Origin of the sequence: Aestuariivita boseongensis (assembly GCF_001262635.1) — a bacterium.
GTDB classification, from domain to species: domain Bacteria; phylum Pseudomonadota; class Alphaproteobacteria; order Rhodobacterales; family Rhodobacteraceae; genus Aestuariivita; species Aestuariivita boseongensis.
In genome coordinates, this window is record NZ_JXYH01000008.1 from 60,062 (window position 1) to 76,223 (window position 16,162).

21 protein-coding genes are annotated in these 16,162 nt (G+C 61.4%); 19 read left to right on the plus strand and 2 right to left on the minus strand.

The genetic code is table 11. The annotated features are described in order from the left end of the window. Window positions 1-36 precede the first annotated feature (36 nt). The 11 genes from TR61_RS05185 (at window position 37) to rpmE (ending at window position 6,936) form a co-directional block, all read left to right on the plus strand. Window positions 37-582 (plus strand): GNAT family N-acetyltransferase, encoded by a 546-nt coding sequence (locus tag TR61_RS05185; protein ID WP_050928695.1) that lies wholly within the window; start codon window positions 37-39, stop codon window positions 580-582. Next, the gene (locus tag TR61_RS05190) at window positions 579-1,181 is read left to right on the plus strand and encodes a GNAT family N-acetyltransferase (protein ID WP_050928698.1); all 603 of its coding nucleotides are present in this window, start codon (window positions 579-581) and stop codon (window positions 1,179-1,181) included. The genes TR61_RS05185 and TR61_RS05190 overlap by 4 nt, the downstream gene beginning before the upstream one ends. Next, window positions 1,174-1,470 carry a chorismate mutase gene (locus TR61_RS05195; protein WP_050928700.1) on the plus strand — a complete coding sequence of 99 codons (297 nt, stop codon included), beginning with the start codon at window positions 1,174-1,176 and terminating at the stop codon, window positions 1,468-1,470. The genes TR61_RS05190 and TR61_RS05195 overlap by 8 nt, the downstream gene beginning before the upstream one ends. A gap of 48 nt (window positions 1,471-1,518) precedes the next feature. Continuing rightward, window positions 1,519-1,947, plus strand: coding sequence for a 30S ribosomal protein S16 (rpsP, locus tag TR61_RS05200; RefSeq protein ID WP_050928702.1), 429 nt, complete (start codon window positions 1,519-1,521; stop codon window positions 1,945-1,947). 138 nt (window positions 1,948-2,085) lie between these two features. Further along, window positions 2,086-2,595: a ribosome maturation factor RimM gene (rimM, locus tag TR61_RS05205; RefSeq protein ID WP_050928704.1), complete on the plus strand. Its 510-nt coding sequence runs from the start codon at window positions 2,086-2,088 to the stop codon at window positions 2,593-2,595. 2 nt (window positions 2,596-2,597) lie between these two features. Beyond that, window positions 2,598-3,386 carry a sulfotransferase family protein gene (locus TR61_RS05210; RefSeq protein WP_050928706.1) on the plus strand — a complete coding sequence of 263 codons (789 nt, stop codon included), beginning with the start codon at window positions 2,598-2,600 and terminating at the stop codon, window positions 3,384-3,386. Further along, window positions 3,386-4,186 carry a tRNA (guanosine(37)-N1)-methyltransferase TrmD gene (gene trmD, locus TR61_RS05215; RefSeq protein WP_050928708.1) on the plus strand — a complete coding sequence of 267 codons (801 nt, stop codon included), beginning with the start codon at window positions 3,386-3,388 and terminating at the stop codon, window positions 4,184-4,186. Before TR61_RS05210 ends, trmD begins: the two co-directional genes overlap by 1 nt. 57 nt (window positions 4,187-4,243) lie before the next feature. After that, entirely contained in the window at window positions 4,244-4,906 is a 663-nt protein-coding gene (locus tag TR61_RS05220) for a helix-turn-helix transcriptional regulator (protein WP_157440826.1), read from the plus strand. A gap of 87 nt (window positions 4,907-4,993) precedes the next feature. Further along, entirely contained in the window at window positions 4,994-5,995 is a 1,002-nt protein-coding gene (locus TR61_RS05225; protein ID WP_050928710.1) for a carbon-nitrogen hydrolase family protein, read from the plus strand. A gap of 324 nt (window positions 5,996-6,319) precedes the next feature. Further along, the gene (rplS, locus tag TR61_RS05230) at window positions 6,320-6,703 is read left to right on the plus strand and encodes a 50S ribosomal protein L19 (RefSeq protein ID WP_050928712.1); all 384 of its coding nucleotides are present in this window, start codon (window positions 6,320-6,322) and stop codon (window positions 6,701-6,703) included. A gap of 11 nt (window positions 6,704-6,714) precedes the next feature. After that, window positions 6,715-6,936, plus strand: a complete 222-nt coding sequence (gene rpmE, locus TR61_RS05235) for a 50S ribosomal protein L31 (protein WP_050928715.1) — start codon at window positions 6,715-6,717, stop codon at window positions 6,934-6,936. A gap of 167 nt (window positions 6,937-7,103) precedes the next feature. Here the strand turns inward: rpmE and TR61_RS05240 are convergent, their stop codons facing one another. Beyond that, window positions 7,104-8,027 carry an endonuclease/exonuclease/phosphatase family protein gene (locus tag TR61_RS05240; RefSeq protein ID WP_050928718.1) on the minus strand — a complete coding sequence of 308 codons (924 nt, stop codon included), beginning with the start codon at window positions 8,025-8,027 and terminating at the stop codon, window positions 7,104-7,106. Window positions 8,028-8,302: 275 nt separating this feature from the next. Between TR61_RS05240 and TR61_RS05245 the strand changes: the two genes are divergently transcribed. Continuing rightward, window positions 8,303-9,112, plus strand: coding sequence for a division plane positioning ATPase MipZ (locus TR61_RS05245; RefSeq protein WP_050928720.1), 810 nt, complete (start codon window positions 8,303-8,305; stop codon window positions 9,110-9,112). Window positions 9,113-9,221: 109 nt separating this feature from the next. Here the strand turns inward: TR61_RS05245 and TR61_RS05250 are convergent, their stop codons facing one another. Then, a complete protein-coding gene (locus TR61_RS05250) occupies window positions 9,222-9,674 on the minus strand; it encodes a MarR family winged helix-turn-helix transcriptional regulator (RefSeq protein WP_050928722.1) in 453 nt (150 codons plus the stop codon). A 70-nt stretch (window positions 9,675-9,744) separates the two neighbouring features. Here TR61_RS05250 and hmgA point away from each other — a divergent pair, with 70 nt between their 5' ends. The 7 genes from hmgA to maiA all read left to right on the plus strand — a co-directional run bounded on the left by hmgA (window position 9,745) and on the right by maiA (window position 16,130). Continuing rightward, window positions 9,745-11,106 (plus strand): homogentisate 1,2-dioxygenase, encoded by a 1,362-nt coding sequence (gene hmgA, locus TR61_RS05255; RefSeq protein ID WP_050928725.1) that lies wholly within the window; start codon window positions 9,745-9,747, stop codon window positions 11,104-11,106. A gap of 69 nt (window positions 11,107-11,175) precedes the next feature. Next, window positions 11,176-12,441 carry a fumarylacetoacetase gene (gene fahA / locus TR61_RS05260; protein ID WP_050928728.1) on the plus strand — a complete coding sequence of 422 codons (1,266 nt, stop codon included), beginning with the start codon at window positions 11,176-11,178 and terminating at the stop codon, window positions 12,439-12,441. Window positions 12,442-12,510: 69 nt separating this feature from the next. Continuing rightward, on the plus strand, window positions 12,511-13,461 hold the full coding sequence (locus TR61_RS05265; protein WP_050928730.1) for an MBL fold metallo-hydrolase: 951 nt from the start codon (window positions 12,511-12,513) through the stop codon (window positions 13,459-13,461). 31 nt (window positions 13,462-13,492) lie between these two features. Beyond that, the gene (locus TR61_RS05270; RefSeq protein WP_050928732.1) at window positions 13,493-13,705 is read left to right on the plus strand and encodes a hypothetical protein; all 213 of its coding nucleotides are present in this window, start codon (window positions 13,493-13,495) and stop codon (window positions 13,703-13,705) included. After that, window positions 13,695-15,311 carry an FAD-dependent oxidoreductase gene (locus tag TR61_RS05275; RefSeq protein ID WP_050928734.1) on the plus strand — a complete coding sequence of 539 codons (1,617 nt, stop codon included), beginning with the start codon at window positions 13,695-13,697 and terminating at the stop codon, window positions 15,309-15,311. Before TR61_RS05270 ends, TR61_RS05275 begins: the two co-directional genes overlap by 11 nt. Beyond that, on the plus strand, window positions 15,308-15,505 hold the full coding sequence (locus tag TR61_RS05280; RefSeq protein WP_050928736.1) for a DUF2783 domain-containing protein: 198 nt from the start codon (window positions 15,308-15,310) through the stop codon (window positions 15,503-15,505). The genes TR61_RS05275 and TR61_RS05280 overlap by 4 nt, the downstream gene beginning before the upstream one ends. Next, window positions 15,498-16,130, plus strand: a complete 633-nt coding sequence (gene maiA / locus TR61_RS05285; RefSeq protein ID WP_050928785.1) for a maleylacetoacetate isomerase — start codon at window positions 15,498-15,500, stop codon at window positions 16,128-16,130. The genes TR61_RS05280 and maiA overlap by 8 nt, the downstream gene beginning before the upstream one ends. The last annotated feature ends 32 nt before the right edge of the window (window positions 16,131-16,162 follow it).

The following is a 16,162-nucleotide window of genomic DNA, read 5'->3' on the forward strand; positions in this document are numbered from 1 at the left end:
CGCGCGGCAGCGCGGCCTTCGGATTGCGGGGGCCTGATGCAGATCCCCACGCTTGAAACCGACCGCCTGATCCTGCGCGCCCATACGCTGAACGACATGGACGCTTTCGCGGCTTTTTATGCCAGCGACCATTCGCGCTTCGTCGGCGGCCCGCTGACCCGGGAACTCGCCTGGCGCAGCATGGCACAGGAGATGGGCCATTGGGCGCTGCGCGGCTTCGGCCGCTGGGCGGTGGCGCTGAAAGACAGCAATGAATGGATCGGCATCGCGGGCCTGTGGTATCCAGAGGGCTTCCCCGAACACGAACTGGGCTGGGATATTGCCGAAGCACATACGCGCAAAGGCTATGCCTCCGAGGCAGGCCGCGCAGCACGCGCCTATGCCTATGACACGCTGGGCTGGGACACGGTAATTTCGCTGGTGGCCGACGGCAATGACGCCTCCGCCGCTGTCGCCACCAAGCTCGGCGCCCGGCTTGACGGGCCCTTCACCCATGAACGTTTCGGCCCGATGAATGTCTATCGCCATCCCGGCCCGGGCGATCTCGATGACAGCGACGGCTCGGTCGAGGCCTACGCATGACCACCCTCGCCATCCCTACCTTGGAAACCCGTCGCCTGATCCTCCGCGGCCCCGAGCCCGAGGATTATCCGGATTTCAAAGCCACCTTCACCAGCTACCGTGCGCGCTTCATGGGCGGCCCGCTCAACGCGTATGAGTCCTGGATGCTCTATGCCGCCGAAATCGGCCATTGGGCGATCCGCGGCTTTGGCATGTGGATGATCCACGACAAGGACAGTGACGAAACCTACGGCATGGCCGGCGGCTGGAAACCCGCCAAATGGCCCGAGGCGGAACTGGCCTGGGTCATCTGGCCCGGCGCGCAAGGCAAAGGCTATGCGCTGGAAGCGACCCACGCGGCGCGCAAATACTACTACCAGAACGGCTGGGAGGGCGCGGTCAGCTATATCGACCCGAAGAACCTCGACAGCATCCGGCTGGCCGAACGGCTGGGCGCAAAGAAAGACGCGGAAGCCCCCTCTATCGACGGCAATGACGTGGTCTACCGCCACCCCTCGCCCGCGCAACTGGATGGCACGCAATTGGCCCATGGCATCGACATGGAAATCGCCCATTACGCCGACCCGCTCTTCAAACCGAAAGGCTACGCTCTTGACTGATACAACCACTCGCGCAGCCCAAATTCTGGCCGAACACCGCGAAAGCATCGACCGGCTGGACGCGATCCTGATCTATACGCTGGGCGAACGCTTCAAGCACACCCAGTCCGTCGGCAAACTCAAAGCCGAACACGACCTTCCCCCGTCCGATCCCGCGCGCGAAGCGCAACAGATCGCGCGGCTCGAAGACCTGGCGACCAAGGCCAATCTGGACCCTGAGTTTGCCAAAAAGTTCCTTCGCTTCGTCATCGACGAAGTGATCCGTCACCACGAACAACACCAATCGTAGGCCGGGCTTCAGCCCGGCAACCCACGCCATTTCAAAGGAGATCAAACAATGGCTATGAAAATCCGACTGGCCCGCGGTGGGTCGAAAAAACGCCCCTTCTATCGCATCGTTGCGGCAGACAGCCGTATGCCCCGCGATGGCCGCTTCATCGAAAAGCTGGGCACCTATAACCCGCTCCTGCCCAAAGACAGCGAAGAGCGCGTGAAAATGGATATGGAGCGTGTGCAGTACTGGCTGGACCAGGGCGCACAACCCACCGACCGCGTTTCGCGCTTCCTTGAAGCCGCAGGCACCATCGAGAAGAAAGAGCGTTCGAACCCGCAAAAAGGCGAGCCCGGCAAGAAAGCCAAGGACCGCGCCGAAGAAAAAGCCGCCAAGGCCGCCGCTGCTGCAGAAGCAGCCGCAGCTCCTGCCGAAGAAGCCCCCGCTGACGAGGCACCGGCAGAAGAAGCAGCCGCAGAAGAAACCACGGAATAAGCCCGCCTCGTTCCCGGCTTCAGGGACAGCGCCCCGGCGCTGTCCCTTTTCATTTTGACAGCGCGTCTTGAATTTCGCAGGGGAATGGGTACCTGCTCCTGCAAAACGGCCGATGCGACGAGGGGACCGGACAACAACATGCCCTCCACTGACCTGATCTGCGTGGGCGCCATCGGAGGCGCTTTTGGCGTACATGGCGAAGTGCGCCTGAAAAGCTTTTGCGCAGTGCCCTCGGATATTGCCGATTACAATCCCCTCAGCTCTGAAGATGGCAGTCAAAGCTTCACCTTGACCCTGACGCGCCCCATCAAGAACGGTTTCGCAGGCCGTCTCAGCGGCATTGCCACCAAGGAACAGGCCGATGCAATCAAGGGTCTGCAGCTTTATGCGCGGCGCGACCAGCTGCCTTCCCTGCCCGATGACGAATTCTACCATGCCGATCTGATCGGGCTTGAGGTGGTCGATACCGGCGGCACGACACTGGGTCGCGTGAAATCCGTGCAGAACCACGGCGCGGGTGATCTGCTGGAACTTCACGGCCCAAACCTGCCTGCCACGGTCCTTCTGCCCTTTACCCGGCAAATCGTGCCCACCGTCGATCTCGAGGCAGGGCGCATCGTAGCCGACCCGCCCGACGGGCTGTTCTGAAGATGCCCCGCCGCCTTGTCATCCATGCCGGGTTTCACAAGACCGGCACCACCACGATCCAACAGACCCTCAAGCTGAACCGCCCGGTTCTGAAACCCGTGCTGCGCTCGGTCATGCGTCCGGGCATGAAGGATCTGGTTGTGGCGGCACGCGGGTTTTCCACCGACGGCGACGCGCTGTCGCGCGCAAAGTTCCACAATCGCTTTGGTTCGTTTCTCTATGAACAGCCCCCCATGCGGCGGCGCGTGCTGTGCCTGTCGGCCGAAGAGCTCTCCGGCCACCTGCCGGGCCGCCCCAAAGTGCCGGATTACCGCGCGGCGATCAAACTGGCACAGGACATGGCCGCCGGCGCGCATCTGGTCTTTCCCTATGCCGTGCTGGTGTTTTTCTTCACCACCCGCAATCCCGATGACTGGCTGCAAAGCGCCTGGTCGGAGCATGTCAAATCCTCCTCCATGACGATGAGCCTTGACGAATTTGCCACGAAGTACCGTGCCGCCGCCGATCTGGAAGGCGTGGTCAGCGAGGTGGCCGCCGCCGTCTCGGCCAAGGTCGTCCATTCCCGGCTGGAAGAAACCACCGGGGATACCTTCGGCCCGGCCACCCGGCTTCTGGATATCTGCGAGGTACCTCAGGACGTGCGCGATCAGATGACCCGCCCCGAACCGGCCAACCGCAGGCCCGATCAGGATATCATGGCAGCCTTGCTTGACGCCAACCGCACCATCCGGGACAAGGCAGCCCTTAAAACCGCCAAGGAACAGATCCTGGCCGCGGCGAAAGGCCCGTGATGAGTGACACAACCCCCTCCCGCGCCAAAGGGCGCAAGACCATCCGCATCAGCGCGCAGCCGCGCGAGCTGATGACCGGTACGCCGGACCTGCATGGCGTATGGAAGGCCACGGTGATCACCCTCTTTCCCGAGGCGTTCCCCGGCACTCTGGGCCTCAGCCTCACCGGCAAGGCGTTGAAAGACGGGCTTTGGCAGCTCGATACGATCGATTTGCGCAAGCACGGCATCGGCAAGCATCGCAATGTCGATGACACGCCCGCAGGCGGCGGGGCGGGGATGGTCCTGCGCGCCGATGTGATGGGCCCCGCCATTGACGAGGCGCAGGCCCGCGCGCCTGGCAACCGCCCGCTGATCTATCTCAGCCCGCGCGGGCGGCGCATGGATCAAACCATGATGCAAAACCTCGCGCGCTGCGACGGGGTGACCCTGATCTGTGGCCGGTTCGAAGGCCTCGATGAACGGGTGATCGACCATTACGGCGTGCAGGAGGTGTCGCTGGGCGATTTCGTCATGACCGGCGGCGAAATCGCGGCGCAGGCCCTGATCGACGCCACTGTGCGCTTGATCCCCGGCGTTCTGGGAAACGCCGCCTCGGCGCAGGAGGAAAGCTTTTCGTCGGGCCTGCTGGAACATCCGCAGTATACCCGCCCCGCCGAATGGCAGGGCCGCGCGATCCCCGAGATCCTGATGTCGGGCCATCACGAGAAAATCGCCGAATGGCGCCAGCAGCAATCGGAAGAAATCACCAAGGCCCGCCGCCCGGATCTTTGGCAGGCCTATAAAAACAAGGGCGATTGACCGCCACAGCCTGCATTGGCGTTTTGAGCGGCGACCATTCCGTGATACGGTCTCGGAATGCTGCAGCGGAACCCCCAGCGTGAGAAGGATCTTGCCCTCGTCGCCGAACGGGCCCTGCGCGCGTCCCAGATGGACAGCATCGGCTTGTATGTCTTTGACGACAACCGCAACCCTGCTGAGGGCGTCATACTTGGCATGCCCGAGGCGTTCTCCCGCGCCTATGAAGTGACGGGCATGCGCATCGACCCGGTCCTGCGCCACCTGCGCGACACCGGCGCGCCCTGTTCCACCGTCACCCAGCTGGGCGATCGCTGGACGCGCTCGGAACTGTACCGGCGTGTCTCGGGCCGGTTCGGGCTGACCGGGTTCGCCGCCCTGCCGCTTTACCGCGAGGATGATCTGGCCGGTATTCTCTATCTGGGCGCGACGACCGACGAGAATGCCCGCCGCCTCTCACTCGAAGGGGTGTGCACCATGTCGCCCCATGCCACGCGCATCTCGACCCGGCTTCTGCGCCTGCCCGACCGCCACCCGGATCTGACCGACCGGCAAAACGACGTGGCGCGGCTGGCTGCCGAGGGGCTGTCCAACCGCGACATCGCCGACGCCCTTGGCACGGGCGAGGCTGCGGTGCGCAAACATCTCAAGGCGCTCAACCGCCATTTCGGCACCGCCAACCGCACCGCGATGGCCGCCGCATGGCGTCAGACCCTGCGCTGACAGGGGTACCCGTTCGGGGACTTCGCGGCGCTTTCACGTTTTCCTACCCTCTCCGCCATCACGATCTTACAGGAGAGGACCGTCAACATGACCATCAAAGTCGCCGCCGTACAGGCCGCCCCCGTCTGGATGGATGCTCAGGGCACGCTGGACAAGACCATTGCCCTGATCGAGGAAGCGGGCCGGAAAGACGTCAAGCTGATCGGGTTTGGCGAGGTCTGGCTGCCCGGCTATCCCTTCACCATCTGGCTGCAGCCACCGATGGTCGCCATGGATATCGTCATGCGCCACCGCATGAGCGCGATCACCGTAGACGGGCCGGAAATGCGGGCCATTCAGGACGCCGCCGCACGCGCCGACACCTATGTGATGATGGGCTTTGCCGAACGCGACCGCGGGTCGATCTATTGCTCCCAGGCCCTGATCTCCGATCGGGGAGAGCTGCTGATGACCCGCCGCAAACTGCGCCCCACCCATATGGAACGCACCGTCTGGGGCGAAGGCCCCGTGACCGACATCAAGGTCGTCGATACCCCCATCGGCAAGCTGGGTGGCCTCTGCTGCTGGGAGAATATCCAGCCGATCAACCGCCAGGGCATGTACCAGTTGGGCGAACAGATCCACGTGGCCTGCTGGCCCTCCTTCGCCATGTTCAAGGGCCACCGCCCCGCCTATGCCCTGTCGGCCGAAGCCAATATCAACGAAAGCCAGTCCTATGCCCTGCAAGGCGGGTGCTTCGTTCTGGCCGCCAATTCGATCATCACACCGGAAAGCATCGATGACATCTGCATGGGCAATGAAGAGCTGCGCGGCATGGTCCAGCCCGGAGGTGGTGCGGCGGCAGTCTTTGCCCCTGACGGCTTCCGCCTGACCGATCCGATTGACGAAAACACCGATGGCCTGGCCATTGCCGAAATCGACCTGATGATGATCGAAGGTGCGAAAGTCTTTGCCGACCCGGCGGGCCACTACTACCGCCCCGACCTCGCCCGCCATGTGCTGGAGGGCTACGCGGGCCCCGCCTCGGCCAACCCGCCCGCCGAACCAACGCTGAGCGTGGTCGACGATAAGATCGAAGCGGCCGAGTAGCCGCAAAGCGCGCCCCGGACCTGATCCGGGGCCTCCCCGGTCCGCTCGCGTGAACCACGGGGCATGGCAAATTCGGTCGAGTTAGGCCTTGATCCATACGCCCAACCCGCCTATACGCACCACGTTCAGAGTCGCTCCCGTAGCGGCTCTGTTCCCTTTGGATATGGTTCATTCTTCTGAACCGCTTCCACCAAGGGGGAATGAACAAGGAATGTTGACCGCATCTCTGGCGGGCGGGCACTGGCCCGGACCCGGTGAAGGCACAGAGCTCTGAGGCGCGCAAATCTTCGTGGACCAACCACGAGCCATATAGGAGATGATCAGATGGACCTGATCGCACAACTCGAGGCGGAACAAATCGCCGAACTGGGGAAGACCATCCCCGACTTCAAGCCCGGCGACACTGTCCGCGTCGGCTATAAAGTGACCGAAGGCACGCGCTCGCGCGTCCAGAATTACGAAGGCGTCTGCATCGCGCGCAACAACGGCAAGGGCATTGCCGGTTCGTTCACCGTGCGCAAAATTTCCTTCGGTGAAGGCGTGGAACGTGTGTTCCCGCTCTACTCGACCAATATCGACAGCATCGAAGTTGTCCGCCGTGGCCGTGTGCGCCGCGCGAAACTTTACTACCTGCGCTCGCGTCGCGGCAAATCGGCCCGGATCGCAGAAGACAGCAACTACAAGCCGCTTTCGGGCGCTGACGCGTAAGGATCTGAGCGATGAAAAAAGACATCCATCCCGATTACCACCTGATCGACGTCAAGATGACCGACGGCACCGTGGTTCAGATGAAATCCACCTGGGGTTCCGAAGGCGACCAGCTGTCGCTGGACATCGACCCCTCGGTTCACCCGGCCTGGACCGGCGGTTCGTCCCGCCTGATGGACACCGGCGGCCGCGTGTCGAAGTTCAAGAAGAAATACGAAGGCCTGGGCTTCTAAACCCACCCTTTCGGTACCAATTGAAAACGCCGCGCCTTTTAGCGCGGCGTTTTTCTTTTGCGAGATGCGATCGGTCTGGCGCGCGAACCGCACTTCGGTGATGCTTGCCGCGAAGGTCGGGTTGAGCCCACATCCGTTATGCGAATGTAGTGCATTAGCTGGCCAGGCTAGAGGCCTGGTAAGACCACGTAGACGAGAGCGTGATCGCTAGCGTGGCTATTCGATTGCACTGCGTAGCCGGCTTCGGTCGTATCTGAAAGTGAACGGCTCATCCCGGTTCGCACAATCTGCGGCATGGCTTCTGAGTACTCCATTGCAAGTTTTGGCGACACCAAAATCCTGTCTGGCCGCGACCGAACATGCGTATCCGGCACTTCAAAAGTCCAGTCACTTCCTGGCTTCATGCGGTCCAATAGTCCAACCGCAAACCCTTGCCGCAATTGCGCAAGCGCGGACGGTTGATCCACGGTGGTCATTTCAGGTTCATTGAAGTCTCCAAGTATGATCCATCGCGCTTTTTCAGGTTCAGGAAAGCGTGCCTCGACAATTTTGCGTACAGCCTGTGCTTCTGCCTGCCTTATCAGGTATGCCTTTTCGGCGTCTGGGTAGGGTGCTTTGAAGTGACACACAAAAAGCGTGAAAGTCTCGAAGTCCACTTGAAGACAATCGCGTCGGAACAGCGGGTGATCTCGAAGGTCATCGGGCAACTCATCAAGACCGAAGTCTGCTCCGGTGAGATGCGCGTGGCTCTTGACGCTCAGAGGTTTGATTGTGGCAAGCACCGCCACGTCGAGACCACGCCCGTCATTCCCGGGCAGACATATGCGAGTCGGGTAATCTGGCGCTCCGGCTGGAACAAGAAAGCGGTCACAAAAGAAATCAAGCGTAATCTCGTCAAAAACCTCTTGCAGCGCGACGATGTCGGCTTGAACCCCGGCAATCACTTTGGCGGTCAGTTCCCGATCTAAGATATCCTGCTCAATTGATCGTGGGCGGTCATCAAGATCATGATCAACAGCACCATCCAAAACGAGCTGATCCTGCCGCTTGCGCAGCCTAAGATTCTGCAGATTGAACGTTGCGATGCGCATGACGATGCTAAACTTCCTCTTGAGCTTAGGATACGCGCAAGTCCGTCCTTTTTTGAAGGGCAGCTATGTCCGAAAAGCAGTGGTTCAGTCGGCACTCCGCTGCCGATGGCAGCTTCGTGCCGCCAAGCAGACCTTACGCTCCAACTCCCCGGCGCCTCTAACCACCACAAAGCCAAGCCAAACGCCTAACACCGCTTCCCATGCCGGGCGACACAACATATAGTGTGCGCAACCTCAGTCACCGCCCCTCAAGAGGCGGTCAAAAGGGATCGGGCATGGCGCATATCATCGTTGTTGGGAATGAAAAGGGCGGCGCGGGCAAATCGACCGTGTCGATGCACGTGGCCACAGCGCTGGCGCGGTTGGGCCACAAGGTCAGCTGTCTGGATCTGGACCTGCGGCAACGCACGCTCAGCCGCTATATCGAAAACCGGCGCAGCTTCATCCAGAAATCCGGCCTTGATCTGCCCCGCCTGGAATTCCACGACCTGCCCGAGATTGATGCGGCCAGCCTGAAACCCGGTGAGAACATCTATGACCATCGCCTGTCGGCCGCCATTGCCCGGCTGGAACCTGACAGCGATTTCATCCTGATCGACTGCCCCGGCTCCCACACCCGGCTCAGCCAGGTGGCCCATTCGCTGGCCGACACGTTGATCACGCCGCTGAACGACAGCTTCATTGACTTCGATCTGCTGGCGCGCATCGATTCACGCGGGGAGAAGATCCTCGGCCCCTCGGTCTATTCCGAAATGGTCTGGAATGCGCGCCAGCTGCGCGCGCAGGCCGGGCTGAAACCCATCGACTGGATCGTGATCCGCAACCGCCTTGGAACCCAGCGAATGGTAAACAAGGAAAAGATGGAACGCGCCATCAACATGCTGTCGACCCGCATCGGCTTCCGCGTGGTGCCGGGCTTTTCCGAACGCGTGATTTTCCGCGAATTGTTCCCGCGTGGCCTGACCCTGCTTGATCTGCGCGATATCGGCGTCAAGCAGATGAACATCTCGAACGTGGCCGCGCGGCAGGAGTTGCGCGACATGATGAAAGGTCTCAGACTGCCGGGGGTCGAAGTCGATTTCTGACCCCTACCGCACGGCGTGGTAAGCTTTGACCGCAACCGCCGCGGTATGACGCGCCGGTGTATGGGTTGTGCACACAAATCATACCGCAAAACCCAGCAAAACAAGGACGTTAACCTTTTGACGCCTGTGACGGTTCCGCAAGGGCGACCAGCATCTCGCGAAGCCGCTCAACATCCGCCGCGCTGAACCGCCCGGTCAGCGCCGCATCATGGCGCGCAGCGACCGTCCTCAGATCTTCGTATGCCGCGCGCCCCTGCGGCGTCAGCGACAGCTTCTCCGACCGCCGGTCCGTCGCATCGCGCACCCGCATCAGGAACCGCCGCTCGGCCAGCTTCTGCACCGCGCGGCTGATCTTGGTCTTGTGCATCTTGGCCCGCGTCCCGATTTCCTTGGCGGTCAATTCCCCATAGATTCCAAGGTGAAACAGCACCCGCCATTCCGTGCGCAACATGCCATAACGGCTTTTGTAAACCTGCTGAAAACTCAGCGACGCCTCCTCCGCTGCCTGGTTCAGCAGATAGGGCAGAAAAATCCGCAGATCGAAGTCATCTTTTTCGCTCATATCGGGCGCCTCCCGCTTGTTAGTTACAAAATCAACTATTACCAACGCAACCAGTTTTGGAGGAATCGACATGAACCGCCCGACCCATCCGCACACATTCACCCAGGCCGCATCGCCCACCGGGACGACCGAAGGCTATATGCCCGGCTTCGGCAATGATTTTGAGACCGAGGCCCTCCCCGGTGCCTTGCCCCAGGGCATGAACTCGCCCCAGAAGTGCAACTATGGCCTTTATGGAGAGCAGCTGTCCGGCACCGCCTTTACCGCGCCCAGCCACCAGAACGAACGCACCTGGTGCTATCGCATCCGTCCCTCGGTGAAACACACCCATCGCTTTGAAAAGATTGATCTTCCTTACTGGAAATCCGCACCCAACGTGGACCCGGATGTGATCTCTCTGGGTCAATACCGCTGGGATCCCGTGCCCCATACGGACGCACCGCTGACATGGCTCACGGGCATGCGCACCATGACCACCGCCGGCGACGTGAACACGCAAGTGGGCATGGCCAGCCATATCTATCTGGCGACCGCGTCGATGGAGGATGAATACTTCTTCTCCGCCGATTCCGAACTGCTGATCGTCCCCCAGGAAGGCCGCCTGCGCTTTGCAACCGAGCTTGGAATCATCGATCTTGAGCCCAAGGAAATCGCGATCATCCCGCGCGGCCTCGTCTACCGTGTCGAGGTTCTAGAAGGCCCCGCGCGTGGTTTTGTCTGCGAAAACTACGGCCAGAAATTCGAACTCCCCGGCCGCGGCCCGATCGGTGCGAACTGCATGGCCAACCGCCGCGATTTCAAGACACCTGTCGCCGCGTTTGAGGATCGCGAAACGCCCTCGACCATGGTGGTCAAATGGTGCGGCCAGTTCCACAAAACCCATATCGGCCACTCGCCCCTGGACGTGGTCGCCTGGCACGGCAATTACGCACCCGTCAAATACGACCTGCGCACCTATTGCCCGGTGGGTTCGATCCTGTTCGACCACCCTGATCCATCAATTTTCACCGTCCTGACGGCACCCTCTGGCGTGCCGGGTACGGCAAATATCGACTTCGTGCTGTTCCGCGAACGGTGGATGGTGATGGAGGATACGTTCCGCCCGCCCTGGTATCACAAGAACATCATGTCCGAGCTGATGGGCAACATCTATGGCCAGTATGACGCCAAGCCCCAAGGCTTTGTGCCCGGCGGAATGAGCCTGCATAACATGATGCTGCCCCACGGGCCGGACAAAAACGCCTTCGAAGGCGCTTCCAACGCGGATCTCAAGCCCGAAAAGCTGGACAACACTATGTCCTTCATGTTCGAAACACGCTTCCCGCAGCACCTCACCGCCTTTGCCGCGAATGAGGCACCGCTGCAGGACGACTACATCGACTGCTGGGCCGATATCGACAAGAAGTTCGACGGCACGCCGGGCAAGAAATAAGTTCCGCTGGTTCGGCGCGGAAGATTTTTCGAAAAATCTTCCGCCCGGCGGCAACCCTTGGGAGGATACATGCCACTTCTGAAAAGCTGGGTGGAGAGCGCCAATGACGCCAAAAACCCCTTTCCGCTGAACAACCTGCCTTACGGCGTTTTCTCTGTGGATGACGGCGATCTGCGCTGCGGCATCGCCATCGGCGACCGCATCATCGACGCTACCGGGCTAGAGGCCGCAGGCATCCTGCGGGCCGATCCGGATGCCGATGTGCTGGACGCGCCTTACTGGAACGACTTCATGGAGCTGGGCCCCAAGGTCTGGGCCGACTACCGTACAAAACTGCAAGAGTTGCTGGCCGAAGATGCCTCCGACGAGATCCAGGACCAGCTCACCACCTATTCCGTGCCGATGGCCGAGGCCACGATGCACATGCCCTTCCGCGTGGCCGAATACACCGACTTCTACGCCGGTCGTCACCACGCCACCAATGTGGGCACCATGTTCCGCGGGGCGGAAAACGCGCTGCCGCCGAACTGGCTGCACATCCCCATCGGCTATAACGGTCGCGCGTCATCCGTCGTGGTCTCCGGCACCGATATCCGCCGGCCTTGGGGCCAGCTGAAAAGCCCCGATCACGACACGCCGGCCTTCCTGCCCTGCCGCCGCTTCGACATCGAACTTGAGATGGGCGCGATCGTTGGCACCCCGTCGAACGGCCCCGTCACGGTCGACGAGGCGGACGAGATGATTTTCGGCTATGTCCTTCTGAACGACTGGTCGGCCCGCGACATCCAGGCCTGGGAATACCAGCCGCTTGGACCGTTCCAGGCCAAAGCCACCGCGACCTCGATCTCCCCCTGGATCGTGACCAAGGCCGCGCTTGAGCCCTTCCGCGTCGACACGCCCGAGCGGGAATACGAACTGCTGGATCACCTCAAAGACACTGGGCCGATGCTCTATGACATCAAGCTGGCGGTGGACATGGCGCCCGCAGGCCAACCGGCAACCACCATCGCGCGCACCAATTACCGCGAGATGTATTATTCCTCGGCTCAGCAACTGGCGCATCATTCCACATCGGGTTGCCCGATGCGCACAGGCGACCTTCTGGGCTCCGGCACCATCTCAGGCGCGACCAAGCCTGAACGCGGCTCGCTCCTGGAACTCAGCTGGGGCGGGAAGGAACCGCTAACGCTGGACACCGGAGAGGAGCGCAGCTTTATCGAAGACGGCGACACGCTCACCCTCAAGGGCCATTGCGAAGGCGACGGATACACCATCGGCTTTGGCACCTGCACCGGAACCGTTCTGCCCGCGCTCGAGGATCCTTACGCTCGTTAGGCCCTTCTTCTCTTTCCAAACACGGCATCCGACGCCCGCCAAAAGGCGCAAGATCAAAGGACAAAAACCATGGCCAAAGCCTTCGCCTCCCAAGGCGACATGACCGAAAAGACCATCTCCTTCACCGAAGTGGGCGAGGGGCTTTACGCCTTCACTGCCGAAGGGGATCCCAATTCAGGCGTGATCATCGGCGATGACAGCGTCATGATCGTCGAGGCCCAGGCCACCCCGCGGCTTGCGCAAAAGGTCATCGACTGCGTCCGGCAGGTCACCGACAAGCCGATCACCCATGTGGCGCTGACCCATTACCACGCGGTGCGCGTTCTGGGCGCATCGGCCTTCGGCGCACAGCAGATCATCATGTCGGACATGGCCCGCGCCATGGTCGTGGAGCGCGGGCAAGAGGACTGGGACAGCGAGTTCCAACGCTTCCCGCGCCTGTTCCAAGGCCACGAAAGCATCCCCGGCCTGACCTGGCCAACAACGACCTTCAGCGACACGATGACGGTTTACCTCGGCAACCGCCGGGTCGATCTGATGCATCTCGGCCGCGCCCATACAGCAGGCGACATCGTGATCCATGTACCCGATCAGAACGTGATGTTCACCGGCGACATCGTCGAATACCACTCGGCCTGCTATTGCGGGGATGGGCATTTCTCGGACTGGGGCGACACGCTGGACGAAATCAAGGCGTTCGAGGTCGACGCCATCGCACCCGGCCGCGGCGACGCCCTTGTGGGTCAAGAGATGGTCAACAAGGCCATCGAAAACACCCGCGATTTCGTTGAAAGCACCTTCCGCCCCGCCGCCCGCGTCGCCGCCCGCAATGGTACGCTGAAAGAGGCATGGGAAGCTGTGCGCGCCGAATGCGACCCGAAATTCGCCGATTATGCGATCTATGAACACTGCCTGCCCTTCAACGTCGCCCGCGCCTATGACGAAGCGCGCGGCATCGACACCCCCCGCATCTGGACCGCCCAGCGCGATCTGGACATGTGGGAGGCCCTGCAAGCGTAGGGCGGGACTTGTCCCGCCACCCCGGAGCACCATGAAACACGCCCCCACCAAAGCCGATCTGAAATTCCGCCTCGCCTTCTCCATCGCGGGGCTGGCGATGATGGTGGGGGCGATCCTTTATCGCGGCATGCCCGTCGGCCCCGCGATGTTCGAGATCCTCGGCATTTCCACCGTCTTTTTCGGCGGCACCGCGATCTGGACGATCCGCAAACTGATCAGGAAAGAGTATTCCGATGGCCTATGACTACGCCCCCTACCCCTATGTCCCGCCAAAGGGCCTGACCGAAGCCGAACCGCGCCACCCCGTGGCCATCATCGGCGCGGGGCCGATCGGTCTGGCCATGGCAATCGACTTGGCCCAGCGCGGTGTGAAATCGGTTGTGATGGATGACAACAACGTGGTCTCTGTCGGTTCCCGGGCGATCTGCTGGGCCAAGCGGACGCTGGAAATCTTTGATCGCCTCGGCGTGGGCGAACGGATGCTGGAAAAAGGCGTCACCTGGAAGATCGGCCGCCAGTTTCACGGACATGACGAGGTCTATGCTTTCGACCTGCTCCCGGAAGACGGACACAAATACCCCGCCTTCATCAACCTGCAGCAATATTATGTCGAAGAATACCTGATCGACCGCGCCCGCGACTTCCCCGACATAATCGACCTGCGCTTCAAGAACAACGTGATCGCACATGAGGACAAAGGCGATCACGTCCTGCTGACAGTCGACACGCCCGATGGGGAATACACGCTTGAAGCTGACTGGTACATCGCCTGCGACGGTGCCGGATCGGCCACGCGCGAACGCATGGGGCTGAGTTTCGAAGGTCAGACCTTCCAGGAACAATTCCTCATCGCCGATATCGAGATGGAAGACAGCCCCTTCGGAGATGAGGCTGTGCCGGAACGCTGGTTCTGGTTCGACCCGCCCTTCCACCCGGGCAAATCGGCGCTTCTGCATATGCAGCCCGACAATATCTACCGCATCGATTTGCAGCTGGACGTGGATGCCGACGCCAAGGAGGAAGCCACCGAAGAAAAGGTCCTGCCGCGGATCAAGGCCATCGTCGGCGACAAGCCCTTCCGCCTGGACTGGATGAGCGTCTACAAATTCCGCTGCATCAAGCTCGATCAATTCGTGCATGGCCGCGTGATCTTTGTGGGTGACAGTGCCCATGTGGTCTCTCCATTCGGGGCGCGCGGCGGCAATGGCGGCATTCAGGATGTGGACAATCTGGGCTGGAAACTGGCTGCAGTTCTGCAGGGCGAAGCGGATGAAGGGCTGATCGGCACCTATCACGACGAACGCAGCCACGGCTCGGCAGAGAACATCCTGAATTCCTCCCGCGCCACCAACTTCATGACCCCGAAAACCCCGATCGAGGCACTATTCCGCTCCGAGGCGCTGCGCCTTGCCCATGACCAGCCCTTTGCACAGAAGCTGCTGAATTCCGGCAGGCTGTCCGTGCCCTGTTCGCTGGAAGGGTTCGATCTGCAAACCCCAGGCACCGCGCAAATCGCGCCGGGCCGGCCAGCGGTCGACGCACCCCTGTCGGGTCCCGATGGCGACACCTGGCTGATCGAAGAGGTGCAGGGCCAGTTCACCCTGGTGGGCTTCGGCGATGTAACTCTGCCCCAGATTGCGGGCCTGAAACGCATCGGCATCAACCAGCGTGCCGATTATCCCTGCTTCACCGCCAAGGCTAACCACGCGATGCGCCGCTATGGCGCTGATATCGCCTATCTCTTCCGCCCCGATGGCCATGTCTGCGCAGTCTTCAAGAAACCCAGCCAGGCCGAGGTGCAAAACGCCATGGACCGCGCCATGGCTCAAAGCTCAGAGGATGCCGCATGACCATCTACCCCGACCGCCTCAGCCCCAATCAGGACGATTTCTATAACCAGCTGATGGACGCCCATGACGGCCTGACCGAGGCCGAAAGCCACGCGCTCAACGCGCGGCTGGTGCTGATTATGGCCAACCAGATCGGCGATCCCGGCATCCTGAAAGACCTGATCGACACCGCACGAGGCTATGCGCATGTCTGAGATCACGCTTTATGATTTCTGGCGCTCTTCGGCCAGCTACCGGCTCCGCATCGCACTGAACCTCGCGGGCCTGACCTACACACAAATCCCCGTCGATCTGCCCACGAAACAGCACAAGACGCCGGAACATCTGGCGCGCAACCCGCAAGGCTTTGTCCCCGTTCTGGATATCGACGGGTTGCGCCTGACCCAATCGCTGGCGATCCTCGATTATCTCGACCAGACCCGCGATCTGGGTCTTCTGCCCAAAGACCCCGCCGCACGCGCGAAAATGCAGGCGCTGGCCCATTCCATCGCGGTCGATATCCACCCTGTCTGCAATCTGCAGGTCGCAGCCTATGCGGTTGAAATCACCGGGCGGGAAGAGGTGCGCGCAGAATGGATGCGCCGGTTCATCCGCCCCGGCATGGTGGCTTTCGAAGACCTGCTCAGCGCCTATGCCCAAACGCCTTTTGCATGTGGGGATGCGCCAAGCCTCGTCGATATCTGCCTCATGCCCCAAGTCTATAACGCCCGCCGCTGGGGCGCGGAAATCGCAGATCTTCCGCATACCATGGCCGCCGTCACCGCCTGCGAGGCGCACCCGGCCTTCCAGGCGGCACACCCGGATCAGCACCAGCCCTGATCTTCTTCTCTTTCCAAATACCGGCGGGGGTC

Excerpts from the sequence above, each read along its gene's own strand:
- TR61_RS05210 (WP_050928706.1), top strand. The coding sequence starts at position 2,598 with ATGCCCCGCCGCCTTGTCATCCATGCCGGGTTTCACAAGACCGGCACC.
- TR61_RS05250 (WP_050928722.1), bottom strand. The coding sequence starts at position 9,674 with ATGAGCGAAAAAGATGACTTCGATCTGCGGATTTTTCTGCCCTATCTG.
- trmD (WP_050928708.1), top strand. The coding sequence starts at position 3,386 with ATGAGTGACACAACCCCCTCCCGCGCCAAAGGGCGCAAGACCATCCGC.
- TR61_RS05245 (WP_050928720.1), top strand. The coding sequence starts at position 8,303 with ATGGCGCATATCATCGTTGTTGGGAATGAAAAGGGCGGCGCGGGCAAA.
- TR61_RS05240 (WP_050928718.1), bottom strand. The coding sequence starts at position 8,027 with ATGCGCATCGCAACGTTCAATCTGCAGAATCTTAGGCTGCGCAAGCGG.
- maiA (WP_050928785.1), top strand. The coding sequence starts at position 15,498 with ATGTCTGAGATCACGCTTTATGATTTCTGGCGCTCTTCGGCCAGCTAC.
- hmgA (WP_050928725.1), top strand. The coding sequence starts at position 9,745 with ATGAACCGCCCGACCCATCCGCACACATTCACCCAGGCCGCATCGCCC.
- TR61_RS05190 (WP_050928698.1), top strand. The coding sequence starts at position 579 with ATGACCACCCTCGCCATCCCTACCTTGGAAACCCGTCGCCTGATCCTC.
- TR61_RS05225 (WP_050928710.1), top strand. The coding sequence starts at position 4,994 with ATGACCATCAAAGTCGCCGCCGTACAGGCCGCCCCCGTCTGGATGGAT.
- TR61_RS05275 (WP_050928734.1), top strand. The coding sequence starts at position 13,695 with ATGGCCTATGACTACGCCCCCTACCCCTATGTCCCGCCAAAGGGCCTG.
- rplS (WP_050928712.1), top strand. The coding sequence starts at position 6,320 with ATGGACCTGATCGCACAACTCGAGGCGGAACAAATCGCCGAACTGGGG.
- TR61_RS05220 (WP_157440826.1), top strand. The coding sequence starts at position 4,244 with ATGCTGCAGCGGAACCCCCAGCGTGAGAAGGATCTTGCCCTCGTCGCC.
- fahA (WP_050928728.1), top strand. The coding sequence starts at position 11,176 with ATGCCACTTCTGAAAAGCTGGGTGGAGAGCGCCAATGACGCCAAAAAC.
- TR61_RS05185 (WP_050928695.1), top strand. The coding sequence starts at position 37 with ATGCAGATCCCCACGCTTGAAACCGACCGCCTGATCCTGCGCGCCCAT.
- TR61_RS05280 (WP_050928736.1), top strand. The coding sequence starts at position 15,308 with ATGACCATCTACCCCGACCGCCTCAGCCCCAATCAGGACGATTTCTAT.
- TR61_RS05265 (WP_050928730.1), top strand. The coding sequence starts at position 12,511 with ATGGCCAAAGCCTTCGCCTCCCAAGGCGACATGACCGAAAAGACCATC.
- rimM (WP_050928704.1), top strand. The coding sequence starts at position 2,086 with ATGCCCTCCACTGACCTGATCTGCGTGGGCGCCATCGGAGGCGCTTTT.
- rpmE (WP_050928715.1), top strand. The coding sequence starts at position 6,715 with ATGAAAAAAGACATCCATCCCGATTACCACCTGATCGACGTCAAGATG.
- rpsP (WP_050928702.1), top strand. The coding sequence starts at position 1,519 with ATGGCTATGAAAATCCGACTGGCCCGCGGTGGGTCGAAAAAACGCCCC.
- TR61_RS05270 (WP_050928732.1), top strand. The coding sequence starts at position 13,493 with ATGAAACACGCCCCCACCAAAGCCGATCTGAAATTCCGCCTCGCCTTC.